Annotated in this window: 9 protein-coding genes; 1 reads left to right on the top strand and 8 read right to left on the bottom strand. The window is 53.2% G+C overall.

From position 1 onward, the window contains the following. Positions 1–18: 18 nt before the first annotated feature. The 5 genes from QEH52_RS03915 to QEH52_RS03895 form a co-directional block, all read right to left on the bottom strand. The gene (locus QEH52_RS03915) at positions 19–873 is read right to left on the bottom strand and encodes a transglutaminase family protein (RefSeq protein WP_308948745.1); all 855 of its coding nucleotides are present in this window, start codon (positions 871–873) and stop codon (positions 19–21) included. Between the two features lie 60 nt (positions 874–933). Then, the gene (locus tag QEH52_RS03910) at positions 934–2,247 is read right to left on the bottom strand and encodes an MATE family efflux transporter (protein ID WP_308948744.1); all 1,314 of its coding nucleotides are present in this window, start codon (positions 2,245–2,247) and stop codon (positions 934–936) included. A gap of 54 nt (positions 2,248–2,301) precedes the next feature. Beyond that, a complete protein-coding gene (locus QEH52_RS03905) occupies positions 2,302–5,040 on the bottom strand; it encodes a valine--tRNA ligase (RefSeq protein WP_308948743.1) in 2,739 nt (912 codons plus the stop codon). 61 nt (positions 5,041–5,101) lie between these two features. Further along, on the bottom strand, positions 5,102–7,429 hold the full coding sequence (locus QEH52_RS03900; protein WP_308948742.1) for a PAS domain S-box protein: 2,328 nt from the start codon (positions 7,427–7,429) through the stop codon (positions 5,102–5,104). 172 nt (positions 7,430–7,601) lie between these two features. Then, positions 7,602–7,898 carry an ArsR/SmtB family transcription factor gene (locus QEH52_RS03895; protein WP_308948741.1) on the bottom strand — a complete coding sequence of 99 codons (297 nt, stop codon included), beginning with the start codon at positions 7,896–7,898 and terminating at the stop codon, positions 7,602–7,604. 99 nt (positions 7,899–7,997) lie between these two features. Here QEH52_RS03895 and QEH52_RS03890 point away from each other — a divergent pair, with 99 nt between their 5' ends. Next, a complete protein-coding gene (locus QEH52_RS03890; RefSeq protein WP_308948740.1) occupies positions 7,998–9,074 on the top strand; it encodes an alkene reductase in 1,077 nt (358 codons plus the stop codon). A gap of 10 nt (positions 9,075–9,084) precedes the next feature. On the opposite strand, the gene QEH52_RS03885 is transcribed toward QEH52_RS03890, so the two are convergent. The 3 genes from QEH52_RS03885 to QEH52_RS03875 form a co-directional block, all read right to left on the bottom strand. Continuing rightward, on the bottom strand, positions 9,085–10,686 hold the full coding sequence (locus tag QEH52_RS03885) for a hypothetical protein (RefSeq protein WP_308948739.1): 1,602 nt from the start codon (positions 10,684–10,686) through the stop codon (positions 9,085–9,087). A 202-nt stretch (positions 10,687–10,888) separates the two neighbouring features. After that, on the bottom strand, positions 10,889–11,533 hold the full coding sequence (locus QEH52_RS03880; RefSeq protein ID WP_308948738.1) for a rhomboid family protein: 645 nt from the start codon (positions 11,531–11,533) through the stop codon (positions 10,889–10,891). Between the two features lie 238 nt (positions 11,534–11,771). Beyond that, the gene (locus tag QEH52_RS03875; protein WP_308948737.1) at positions 11,772–13,790 is read right to left on the bottom strand and encodes a VIT and vWA domain-containing protein; all 2,019 of its coding nucleotides are present in this window, start codon (positions 13,788–13,790) and stop codon (positions 11,772–11,774) included. Between the last annotated feature and the right edge of the window lie 114 nt (positions 13,791–13,904).

The raw sequence follows: 13,904 nt of genomic DNA, 5'->3' as shown, positions 1-13,904 counted from the left end.
AGCCCTCCAACCCCTGTGTTAGATTTGAGAAACGTCAACTGTAACCCGTAGGCTCGAATCAATTGGCTGCTGACTCAGATAGGAGCCCGCCACTGGCGGCACAGCCTCAGGGTGGCGATGTACCGCGGTGGCAATATGCTCGGTGCCGGCAACCAGGCCGCTGGTATTATCAAATCCGACCCAACCAGCGCCTGGCAAATACACCTCGGACCAGGCATGCGTCGAGCCATGCTGATTGGAACCAGGATTGTGCAGATACCCGCTCACAAAGCGCGCGGCAAGCCCCAGATAGCGGCAGGCCTCGATAAAAAAAGCGGCAAAGTCACGGCAGCTCCCCGTTCGCAAGCGCAAGGTGTCATTTGGATTTTGCACACCGGGCTCTTCGCGCATGCCGTAGCCGAAGTCAGACACGATGGCCTTATTCATACGATCTAGCAGCAAAAAGGTCTCGATCGATTGCCCCGGCTGCCAAAAGCGAGCAACCCATTGCTTCAACTGCTGGGTATGGTTGGGCCAGTTATGCGTACAATAGGGCAACAGATCCAAGCGATCTTCTGGCTCAAATGGGAATGGAAAGGTCACCGCACGTTGATCCACCACAAAGTCCAGCGGGCGCTCGGCATAGTGCTCAATAACCACTTCACTCTCAATTCGGAGTGTATCGGCGCGCTCTTTTAAAGACAACAGCCCGACCGAATTTCCGTAAATATCGCGATACCACTTGGTTTGGGCATGCGGGCTCACATCCAGGCGCGATGATTGTATCCGAATATCGTGCCCCTCACGTGGGCGCAGCAGTAGACGGTGTTCCGTCAACTCCACGGGTGTCGAAAACGTGTACTCTGTGATGTGGTGGATACGGATCTTTTTCATAGCGGATGTCGCACTGAGTAAATGTGCAGCTAAGTGAAAAACGCAAGCAGCACCAACAGGTCATATTTTGACCGGCTCACTGTTAGGTGTTGGCGCCGACTGCCGTCTTAGAATCAGCCGCAGCCGTGTCGTAAGCACAATCGCCGACACACACATTCCGGTGGCCACGCCATACCACAGGCCGATGCCGCCCAGACCAACAAAAAAGGCCAGCACGATCCCGAGTGGCACCGCGAACAAAAAGAAATTCCCGAAGTTAATCCAAGTCGGCACATAGACATCATGCATCCCCCGCAGCGCCGACATACTAATCACTTGAACCCCATCAAAACCTTGATAAATCGCCACCACCACTAAGAAGGCAGCGGTCATACGTACCACATCTTGATCGAGCGTAAAGCTCGCCGCCAGCTCACTGCCAAAGCCAACAAACACTGCGCCAGTCAGCGACATCGCGCCCGTAATCATTAAGAGTGCTCCCAAAATCATGCGACGGCAACTCACCCACTGCTGCGCGCCCACAGCATGCCCCACCCGAATGGTCAAAGCCATGGACAAGCCCAAGGGCAGCATGAACGCAGTCGAGGAACAGGTGAAAGCGATTTGATGCGCCGCCAAGGTGGTGCTGCCAAATTGCCCCATGAGCAGTGAACAGGCGGCAAACACCGCAAACTCCAAAGAAACTTGCAAGGAGATCGGCAGCCCTAATTTCACTAGATAACGGACGACCGACCAATCGATAGGCGCGCACCAGCGCGCGGGCAAGCGCGGACGCATCTGTGGTGATTTACAAATATAAACAAATACTGCCACAAAGCCGGCGCAGCGCGCCAAGAAGGTGGCACAGCCGGCCCCATCCAAGCCCATGGCGGGCAAGCCGGCATTGCCAAAGATAAGCAGATAGTTAAGCCACACATTCAGCACCACGGTGCCCAGCATCAGCCAGAGCACCGGCCAGGGCTTATTCAGCGCCTCGGAAAAGCTCTTCAAAGTCAGCATCGGCACCATCGGAAGATAAGAAAGCGCCAGCCAGCGAAAGTAAGAGCCGCTCAATTCCGTGACTTCAGGCGGCTGTCGAAACCAGTCGAGCCGAAAGCTCAAGCCGAGATAGGCCAGCGAGAGAAAGAGCCCAAAGAGCAGCGACAGCAACAAGCCATGCCGCAGCGAGCCGCTGATGGACTCAGGCCGAGCACTGCCAAAGGCGTGTGAAACCCGCACCGAAACCGCCGCAAAGAGACCACTCGCGAGCGCGAAGCCCAAAAAGAAAAGCGAATTTACAAAGGCCACAGCCGCCAGCTCAACGGTGCCGACTCGGCCGATCATCATAGTATCGGCCAAGCCGAGCAGCATCTGACTCAGCTGCCCAGCAATCATGGGCAGTGCCAGAGCCAGTGTTTTACGATTTTCTTGAAAGAGCGTTTTCAGCGTCTACAAGCTCTCCAAAATGCGCAGTGTTTCATCGCGCTTTTCGGTGGTCTCCGCCAGTTGCTTACGAGCCCCTTCGACCACTTTCGCGGGGGCACTTTCAACAAACTTCGGGTTCTTCAACTTATTTTCACCGACCGCGACCAACTTATTAAGCTTCTCCAGCTCCTTAGTTAGGCGCGCTTTCTCGGCCTCGACGTCGATACTGCTGCTCAGATCTAAGTAGAGCGAGCCCAGCGGCGTCACCACCGCAGGCAAGCCATCGGAAGACTTATCGCCGATCGCATCTAAAGTACCCAAGCCCGCCAGTGTTTGAATCAGGCTGGCGTTATCTGCGATCACTGCGGCCGCGGCACCTTCGGCACCGTAGAACACAGCGACGTCGCGCTTGCTAGCCAGGTTGTATTGCGCCTTAAGCGCACGTGCTTGCGAGATCAGCTCCTGCAGCTGAGTCACACGTTCGATGGAATCGAAATCCACGGATACGCGCTCTTCCAGCGTCAACGCCGTCGTCAGCGTAGTATTTTGAATGTAGGGCACCACTTCATCGTAGCCCAAGCCCTTCCAAAGTTCTTCCGTGATGTGAGGAATGATCGGGTTCGCAAGTTGCAGCACTTGGCGAATGACCAAGTCTTGAATGGCGAGGCAGTTATCCCGCAGCTCTTCGCTGCCCTTGAGTTTGCCCTTGGAAGCTTCCACATACCAATCACAGAAATCGCCCCAGAAGAATGCGTAAATCTGGTGTGTGAGTGGCGAGATTTCATAATTAGCAAAGCACTTTTCGACATCGGCAGTTACCTGCTGCAAACGGCCCAGGATCCAGTGATCGTAATCGTCGAACAGGTCCGAATGGATGCGGCTAATAATGGCTTCGAAGCTAGAATTGTCAGCCATCGGGCCTGACATTTGACGGAAGCGCACCGCGTTCCACAGCTTATTACAGAAGTTACGGCCGATCTGAATACGCTCTTCCGAGAAGAGAATATCCGACCCCGACGGCGCGATATTGCAGATACCAAAGCGTAGGCCGTCGGCGCCATACTTAGCGATCAAGTCGAGCGGATCAGGCGAGTTGCCGAGCGATTTCGACATTTTACGCCCCTTCTCATCACGGATCAGGCCGTGGATAAAGATATTCTTAAACGGAATACGCTTGGCGATCTCTTCGTCGGACAAGTCCTTGGCATCCTCACCGTAAAGCTCGATGCCAGCCATAATCATGCGGGCCACCCAGAAGAAAATGATGTCGAAGCCAGTGACCAAGGTGGACGTCGGGTACCAGAAATCGAGTTCCTTTTGCTGTTCCGCAGTCGGCTCGGGCCAACCAAGGTTGGCCATTGGCCAGAGGTATGAGGAAGCCCAGGTATCGAGCACGTCCTCTTCCTGCTCCCAGTTTTCAGGATCAGCGGGACCTTCGACCGATACGTGCACGTGCTCCGGATTTTCAAAATCAAGCTCCGTGCGCTCGAAGCCTTTCTTGTACCAGACCGGGATACGGTGGCCCCACCAGAGTTGGCGGCTGATGCACCAGTCCTGAATGCCATTGAGCCAATGTAGGTAAGTCTTCTTCCAACGATCCGGGTGAAATTTGATGGTGCCGTTTTCGACCGCACGCTTCGCTTCTTCCACCTTAGGATACTTGAGGAACCACTGCTCCGAGAGACGCGGCTCGATCGGCACATCGCCACGTTCAGAGAATCCAACCGTGTTTTCATAAGGCTCACGCTCGATCAAGAGCCCCATGTCTTCCAACTTCTGCGCCGCGACTTTGCGAGCCTTAAAGCGGTCCATTCCGTTAAACTCTTCTCCCGCCAGCTCGTTGAGCTTTCCTTGGGCATCGATCACTTCGATCATTTCAAGATTGTGACGCTGCCCGATTTCGAAGTCATTCTTATCGTGCGCAGGTGTCACCTTCAAGCAACCGGTGCCGAACTCACGGTCGACATACTCGTCGCCAATGATCGGAATTTCTGCCTTCGGGAAGGGGCGCCAGACGGTTTTACCGATCAAATGCTTATAACGCTCATCCTCAGGATGCACCGCCACCGCAGAGTCCCCCATCAGTGTTTCCGGACGCGTGGTGGAAATTTCCAAATGCGTGCGCTCACCATCGGCCTCGACCAACTCATAGCGCATTTTGTAAAAGAAGCCATTCTGCGGCTTCATATTCACCTCTTCGTCCGAGAGTGCGGTGTGGGTGGCGGGGCACCAGTTAACCATGCGCTTGCCACGATAAATATAGCCGCGTTCGTAAAACTTAACAAAGGCATCCAAAACGGCCTTACTGTAGTCCTCGTCGAGCGTGAAACTAGTGCGGTCCCAGTCGCAGGACGCACCCAATTTCTGTAATTGATTTAAAATGACACCGCCCGACTGCTCACGAAACTCCCAGACTTTATCCAAGAAAGCTTCCCGCCCCAGATCGTATTTCGTTTGGCCGGTGGCCTCACGAATCTGCTTTTCAACCTTGGTCTGCGTGGCGATGCCGGCATGGTCAGTGCCCGGCTGCCAGAGCACAGCCTTACCTTCGAGACGCGCGCGGCGCACGAAGATGTCCTGCAAGGTATTGTCCAAGACGTGGCCCATGTGCAGCATCCCCGTCACATTCGGGGGCGGGATCATGATCGCATACGGCTCACGCTCCGCGTCGGCCACTGCTTTGAAGCATCCAGCTTCCAGCCAGTTGGCATACCAGCGTTGTTCAACTTCTTTCGGTTCGTAGGCTTTTGAGATCTCAGACATAGCGGAAAATTTGGAAAGCAGCTCAAAGTGTCGCGCTGGCAGCGGCTTTCAAGCAAGAAAATCACAGCATCCGCCGCAGCAACTCGCGCAGACTATGTGGGCGCACGGGCTTAGAAATGTAGTCATCCATGCCTGCCGCCAAAGCACGTTCGCGATCGCCTTTAATCGCGTCTGCAGTCACAGCCGCAATTTTCAGCGGCTGAATCTTCAGCGTTGCATGCTCCATTAATTGCGCTTCCGCCTGACGAATTCGCTGGGTCGCATCCAGGCCGTTGAGACGCGGCATTTGCAGATCCATCAACACGAGATCGTAACGTTTATGACGCAAAGCTTCCAGACATTGCTCTCCATCGTGCACACAGTCGGTTTCATAGCCCATTTTCTTTAGCTGCCGCACAAGCACATCCCGATTGGCCGCGTTATCTTCGGCCACTAGAATCTGCCCTGGGTGACGCTCCGCAAAGCCAGCTTCCTGTTCGACCACCGTGGTCGGATGTTGCGCAAATGTTTCCATTAAAGCATCTAAAAGTTGGGATTGGCGGATCGGGTTCTGCAAGACCTGCACGGGCAAGTCCAGACAAGCGCTGGGACAACCATACGAAGTGACTAAAATCAAAGGCGCAGGTAATTGACCATCCGCAGTGCGCAGCGGATCCAGCACTTCTAAACCTTCAGCATCTGCAGCTAAATCGTAAATAATCAAATCGCAGGCTTCCTCTTTTTGCGCCTGCAACAAACTGATCATATTGCCGTGCTCACTGACAAGGAGCCCCAATCTGCGCAACTGACAGGATAGAACTTTACGCAAGCTGCCTCTCGCATCCAAGAGCAGCACACGCTTGCCTTGTAAAACGCGGTAATCGGCCACATGTCGTGGATCTACAGGGTCCGCATCGACCACGCTCAACGGGAGATGGAAACTAAACGTGCTGCCCTGCCCCAGCTCGCTGCTAACCTCGATTTCACCGCCCATCGCCTCGACCAGTTTACGGCAGATGGCCAAGCCCAAACCAGTGCCTCCAAAGCGCCGGGTCGTCGAGCTATCAGCCTGACTGAAGGGACGAAACAACTCTTGCAACTGCGCCTCACTCATACCAATCCCGGTATCACTCACCGAGCAAACGAGCCGATCGACTTGTCCGGTATCCCGATCGGCCGCAACCTTCACAGTCACACTCCCCTGCTCGGTAAACTTGATCGCATTACCAAGTAAGTTGATCAGGATCTGACGTAAGCGATATTCATCACCAAGCACCATGCGGGGCAGGCTACGATCAAAGTCCTCCAACAAATCGATTTCATTTTCATCTGCCCGTGGGCGCAATAAGTGCACGGTTTCCTGCAAACACTGATACAAATCAAAAGCGCGAGTCTCCACTGTGAGTTCGCCCGCTTCAATTTTAGAAAAGTCGAGAATGTCATTGATCAAATTAAGCAACAGTTCGCTGTGGCTGGTAATTGTATCGAGAAATCCACGTTGCTCCGGATCCACCACTGAATCAGTCAATATATCTGCGTATCCGATAATCGCATTCATCGGCGTGCGAATTTCGTGACTCATCATCGCAAGGAAACTACTTTTCGCCCGATCGGCGGCCTCAGCTCGCTCGCGTGCTTCGTGTAGCTCGACCTCGTATTGCTTCTGCGCACAGATGTCTCGAATTTGAGCGATAAAATACTTCGGGCTACCGTCCTCATGGGGCACTACAGATACAGCGAGATTCACCCAAATGATATGCCCTTGCTGATGAAAATAGCGCTTCTCTAGCTCGTAGTATTTAATTTCGCCCGCCACCATCTGCTGCAGGTATCCCACATCACGATCCAAATCCTCAGGGTGGGTGATATCTTGAAAAGTAATCGAAAGTAGTTTTTGCACAGAGTAGCCCGTAATTCGCGAAAAGGACTCGTTGATACGTAAAAACCTCCCCTGCCCGGACACCAAAGCCATACCACTGGCCGCGTGTTCGAATGCACTCCAAAGTTGCTCTTCAGCATCCAGTCTGGATTGCTCGCTTTCCTTGCGATCCGTCACATCCGTGTGCGTGCCGACGATGCGTAAGGCACGCCCAGCCTCGTCCCGTTCCGCCACCTTGCCTCGAGCTAAAATCCATCGATAGCTACCATCTTTATGGCGCAGCCGATATTCATTTAAATAGGATTCAGTTTCCCCCTCCGCATGCTCACTCATCAGCTCCAGCGTCTTCGCCAAGTCGTCCGGGTGGATGCGGCTTTTCCACTCATCAAAATCATTCGCCAGCTCATGGTCTTGGTAGCCCAATATCGCCTTCCACTGAGGCGAATAATATGCTTCGTGGGTCATGGCATTCCAATCCCACAAACCATCCTCTGTGCACTCAATAGCTAGGCGCCAGCGATTTTCACTCAATTTGTCGGAGATATGCGACTGCGTTCCCAAAATTCTTTCCTCGTTTGATCTACAATGGTCCGCCAACAGTGGGTACAAAGCGGCGCATGCTGTCAAACATCAGCCCATCATAAAAATTAAAGTCACAAATCAGCGAACCTGCGCTTTCTGCAACAACAAGCCTACTCGCACATCAGGCGGCCTTCAACAGCTCCAGCAGGCCAGGGAAATAATCCTCGAAAGCTTCCATACGCACCGAGTTGAGACATTTGGTGCCTTCCACACGAGTTAAGATCAGCCCCGCATCTCGCAGCACCGCCATGTGATGCGAAAGCGTAGCCTTGGCCACTGTAACCGGCAGTGCATTATAGGCGAGCTCCTCTTCCGCCATCAACGCCTGCATGATCGAAATACGACAAGGATCTGACAGCGCCTGCATCACTTGCGGGAGTGAAACTTGATCGAGGTCTGGATGCGTGTAGGCTTTCATTCATTCAGGCTAGGCCCCTTGTTCGATAAAATGCGAACTATTAATTGACTTCTGAAACAAAAGACTCACTTGTTCGATCAAACTAGAACAATAAGAATTATGACAACAGCAGCTCAGCTCTCCGAATCCAAGCTCCTCAGCCCGATCCAAATCGGCGCATGGCAATTAGCCAATCGTATGATCATGGCACCGCTCACCCGCTGCCGCGCCAGCGAAGGACGCGTGCCGAATGCGATAATGGCCGAGTATTATGCACAGCGCGCCAGCGCAGGATTAATTATAAGTGAAGCCACATCAGTGACCCCCATGGGGGTCGGCTACCCCGATACACCGGGCATCTGGTCCGACGAGCAAGTCGCAGGCTGGAAGATGGTCACTGAGGCCGTACACGCCAAGGGCGGAAAAATAGTTTTACAGCTCTGGCATGTGGGCCGCATTTCGGACCCGATCTATTTAGATGGGGCGCTTCCAGTGGCCCCCAGCGCGATTGCTCCAGAGGGCCATGTCAGCCTAGTGCGTCCGATCAAGGCCTTTGAAACGCCGCGCGCCCTAGAACTGGATGAGATTCCCGGTATTGTCGAAGCCTATCGCAAAGGCGCTGAAAATGCCAAACTCGCCGGCTTCGATGGCGTGGAACTACACGGCGCCAACGGCTACCTGCTGGATCAATTTTTACAAGATTCCACCAATAAGCGGACCGATGAATATGGCGGCCCGATAGAAAATCGCGCACGCTTGATGCTCGAAGCCGTTGATGCTGCGATATCCGTATGGGGCCCCGATCGCGTCGGCCTGCACATTGCACCACGCTGCGATTCACACGACATGGGCGACTCCAATCCCGAAGCCACATTCGGATATGTCGCCGATGCCATGAAAGCACGCGGCATCGCGTTCATCTTTGCCCGCGAATCACAAGAAGAGCCACGTCTCGGCCCCAAGCTCAAAGAGCGCTTTGGCGGTGTCTTTATCGCCAACCAACAATTGGATCAAGCCACAGCGGAAACACTTCTCACAAAGGGTGAAGCCGATGCCGTCGCATGGGGCCAGCAGTTTATAGCCAACCCTGATTTAGTACACCGCTTCGAGCAAGGCCTCGCACTGAATGAGCCCCGCACAGATCACTTTTACGCAGGTGGCGCAGAAGGTTATACCGACTACCCCTTCGCGAAATAAGCCTAAAGGCTTAAAGCGAACCTGCTTCGTCTAATTCACGAAACACTTTTATCAGCTGAAGCGGCAACTTAGTTTTCATCAATAAGCTGTTGTCGACTTCAGCGCTGAAAGTGATCTGATTGCCCACGGTGTCCACTTCGGACAAGTCCAACTCGGCGTCCTCACCAGCAACACTAGCTCCCATTTTCATTAAAGAAATAAAGTTCATGGAGCCAGCGATGCGCGTCTTCTCATTGATTTCGATCGCAGGCAAACTCGAAGCACCTGCGATAGTAGACGACAAGTCCCCCTGCGTTCCCATATAGATACGATCGTCAATTAGACACATTTCGTAGGCAATTTTCCCGTCTTTAAAAAATTGATTCATGACCTCCTCCTGTTCAGGCGAAGCCATTGCAGGATGGTCAGGATTCACCGTCAATTCCATGAAATCAACTGGATGCCCCGCTTCGGAGCGGTAGCCACGCTTGACCACGATGTCCGAATAATAAGCAACCATCGCACTCTCATCGACCACGAGTCCCTCGCACAGACTGATCCAAGATTCGTAAACTTCAGCAGCCGAACCCTGTAAGATCTCATAAAACCCGGAGAAGCTCATGCCCTCTGCAAAATCCATACTATACACGCCCTTAAATGGCAGTGAGCGCTGAGTGACCTCGACCCATTCTGCAGCTGCGGCATCCTCCAAACCGTAGAGAGGCATCATTGCTTGCATAAATGCTTCCATACTCGTTTGCCACTCTGCCGGCAAGGCCCCCATGCCCATCGCAACTGCGATGTCCGCGTCCCAATCCACGGCATTGGCTATATCTGAAATATCGACATTTTGCGAAGCCAAAAATCGCGCGCTCGGCGTATTCGCTAGCGGCGTCAACTCCAGCGCAAACTTCCAATCATTCTCATCCACACTCATCCCCAAATCCATGCGATCTAAATCTCGCAGCATATTTATATAGAATGATAAATAGCTCTCCATCATCGCTTGCATCGTCTCCGGTGGAATCCCCGAATCGGCCAACTCGGCCGCATCCATGCTAGCCATCATCTGCCCCTTAGCCATCGCGAGGCCCGCCACTGCCGCCGTGCGCATCGACTCATTTAAACTAAAGCTGAGCTGCACAGTTTCGGAAGGCTCCAACACCAGAGCGTTGGCGTAGCTTGCTAGCAGCGCGGCCCAAGAATCTGCGACCGGAATGCCAGGCTTGCTCCCAAACACAACAACCCGCTCGCCGGCGTCGATGTACTGCGCCCCCATCATGCCTAAGAAACTCGTTTGGATTGCCGTTTCAAAAGTCTCAAAATCAGCAATCGGCAATGCCAAGGCATACACAGGCGGCTGCATCAGCGATTCCATCCAAACCGCCAAATGCCATGGTTGGCTCGCATCCACTAAGGCCATCACTTCCGCCCCCAGCATCGCTTCGAGTTGAGCGGGCACCATAGCAGGATCCTCTCCCACGACATCTGCGACTTGCCCGATATCTGCCGTCAAGCTCTCGTAATTTTTAACATCGAGCGTCAGCAGAGGAGCACTCAATGCGGCCCAAGCACTCGTGATACTAGCGACCATTGCCGCAGCAACAGATAGTGATAATTTGGATACAGTCATATAAGAAGTAGAATGCGCGGTTGTCTCAATTACTCAGAAGTTTCTTTGCTACAAGCCACACAGAAGAGTGCAGCCAGTAAGAGCAGAGAAAATGTGCGTAATAGTTTCATAAGAGCTGAAGCGTTGATGGATGAATAATACGTATTGCCCTGTAGATGAGCCAAACGTGCGTTCACACAGCATCGCAGTCGACTAGAAATCGTCAATCGGAAAGCATGAGGGCTCGCGGAAAGCGTTTGCTGCAAATAAAGCGGCGATAGGTCCAGAGCGCCCAGAGGCTACCCGCCAGAAAGCCGAGCAAATGCGCAAGGGGCAAGGGCACCACGCCGACACCGAGGTCGCTCACGAACAGAGTGGTGCCGGTCAAAAGTTCAAAGAGAACTTTACCTAAAAACCCGAGCAAGGGCAGCAGGCCAAAGAGCACACGCTGCCAGCGCTCGCCGGTGCTACAGAGCCCGCAACAGACGCGAGCATAGAGCATACTATCCAAGGCAGACAGGCCGCGATACTCTGTGAGCGCAGGATCCAAATAGAACAATAGAATCGAAAGCAAGGGAGCGACCAATAAGAGCCAAGCCCACAAGCACCACCTCTCTTCGCGCCACAATAGCAAAGCTAGGAAGGCAAACATCACCGCGTCCCAAAGAAAATGATCATAGGTAAAATGCAGTAAATGCCCCGTCCACAATTGATACCATGCGCCAGTAGTGAAGCTCTCTGATGTCAGACGCAAGCCGTCTGCATCTTGCAGAAAGAAGAACGCCAAGGCGGGAACCAAGAGACAGAGAACCCACCCCAAAGCGTCACTCTTTCGAGCGAAAGGAGAAAGTATAGGATGCTTTTTCATACAGATAAAAGACGTTAAAACCGTAGCGCGCAGTCGGACGGTATTAAATATCTCGAAGTCCATCATTTAAATAAGTTCAATAGATTGGCTTACGACCTAAGACAGACACTTGTCTGCCTCGACCACCTGCCCATTGCTGACAGGCGGGGCGGCTGTCCTACATTCTCCAACAAAACGCTCTCCCCGCCGAAGGCACCCGCAAGGAGAGGATCTCCCTGCGGGCACGTTAGAACTAAACTCAGCGACGACGCAATAAGGCGCCGGCTCCAAGGAATACGATAATCCCAATCACCTCCAAGCCCATGGCACCGCCACCGCCTCCACCGCCGCCGATGCGTGGAGCGGGCATTTTAAACATGGGTTGCTTGCTATCGACACGCGTCGAACTCACACTGGTTTGGCGTTGTGATTGTGCGACTCGCTCGCGTTCAATACGCTCTTGATTGTTACGCTCGATACCATGGCGTTGAAAGCCCTCTTCAGCCATCACGATCATCGAAGTCTCGTCAGTCACCAATTGATAGGCCACCCCGAGGTCGCGAATGCTCTCTTTGGACTCCTGCCCGGAAACTTTTCCGATGCTTTGTAGCAATTCGATTTGCTCAATCCGGCTCATGGCCCACAGACGTTCGAGTTCAGGATACTCGACGCTCTGCTCCGGAAACTGAATGCGGCTTTGGTAATCCAAATCGCCAGTGGTTTTGCGAGCTTGCAAGCGCAACTCAGCCTCACCGCCTTGTGCGTAACGACCAAAGGTGACGAGTTGCTGTCCGCGAAATACTTTGCCGCTAAAGTCCTTAGTCAGTTCGCTGGTACGGACACCGTCGATCTTGACGTCGACATCCAGCAAGGACTCATAAGCGATCTTTTCTTTAGCGACCAGGACCTTACCCACGATGTCATCGGCATTGGAAACGCTGGAATAGAATCCATCGGAGGCATCGCATATAGCACGCATCAATGGCCAGTTCGCACTATTGCCCATTAAGAATCCGAATAGACGCACATCATGTTGTTTGAGCAAGGCATGGAAGTCCGCAGGATCCAGCGAGCCTTGATTCGTCACGGCATCGGTAATCAAAACCACATTGGTCGGACGGTCGTCATCAATTTGCTGCAAGCCGAGGCGCAGGCCATCATACAGATTGGTACTGCCGCCGGCAGTTAGCCCAGACACCTGTTGAATCAGGCCAGCGGCATTGTCCGATGAAAGTGTCACCCAATCACGCGTGAGTTTACGAGCCTTGTCCGAGAACGTAACGACGTGCACACGGTCTTCAGGACGCAATTTACCGAGCGCTTTTTCCACGCCAGAAGTGAGCGTGGCCATTTTTCCATTCATACTGCCTGAGAGATCGAGGATGAACAAATAATCCGTGCCTTGGGTGATCGGCTGTAGATCCACACCGGGGGTCAGCGTCAACATGAAGTAACCTGGTTCGGCATCGCTGGGCTTGTAACTGAGCAAATCCACACGACCTGGCAGGTCTTGAGCCAAACGATAATATACCACTAGATCCTGATTCAGCGTGCCACCCGCACTATCGAAGCGCCAGGTGTAATGGTTGGCGTCTTCTTGCACAGGAGTGCCGGGAAAGCCTTTGACGCGCAAGTCATCCAGCGGGTAGCTGGAGCGCACCGAGACCTCGGCCGAAAAGGAGCGTGCCACGCGCTCGTTACGCGTCCAAAACGATTCACTCTCTTCATCGGTGCCGCCCTCCTCGATCGGATAGACATAGCGCCCGACCTCAAGATCGATTTTTAAAGGCTGATAATAAACCACCTCGATCTGGGTCTCCACGCCGGGACGAATCGGGAAGACACGAAACTCATAGCGTTGATAACTTTCTTTCGAACCGAGACCGACATCGTTCCCTTGCGCCTTCTCCTCCTGGTAGATCCGCTCGGCCTCAGCGCGCGCAATCACTTCGCCCTCCAGCACAGTCTCGCCCGAGTGAATCGTGATCTCAGAAAGGCTGGCCGACTCCGGCACAGGAAAAGCGTAGATCGCCTCCACCTCGTGCGGATTCGGATTACTAAAAGTTTGCTGAATCAAGGTTCGCGCAAAGCCATCCGTGATGCGCACATCGACATGGTGATCCTGAATTTCGACCGCTTGGTCGGCAGAGTTCACCGGCGTCAAGATGCCCGCCGCATATGATTGCGAAACAGCCAACAGGCTAGAGACCGCACAGAGCAATCCCGAGAAAAGGCCGCGACCTCTGAGTATTGTAGATATTCGTGTTTTGTTTTTCATAACAAAACATCACTTAACAACTCCCATGCCAAGAACCCCAACAAGCACACTAACACTTACTGGTCAACGAATTACAAATTACATAAATTATAAAATCAATTTCACTCAAAAATA

It is taken from the genome of Thalassobacterium maritimum, from assembly GCF_031127805.1.
Classification (GTDB): Bacteria; Verrucomicrobiota; Verrucomicrobiia; order Opitutales; family Coraliomargaritaceae; genus Thalassobacterium; species Thalassobacterium maritimum.
Note: the sequence above shows the minus strand (reverse complement) of the source record. Positions and strands in the feature narration are given on the sequence as shown.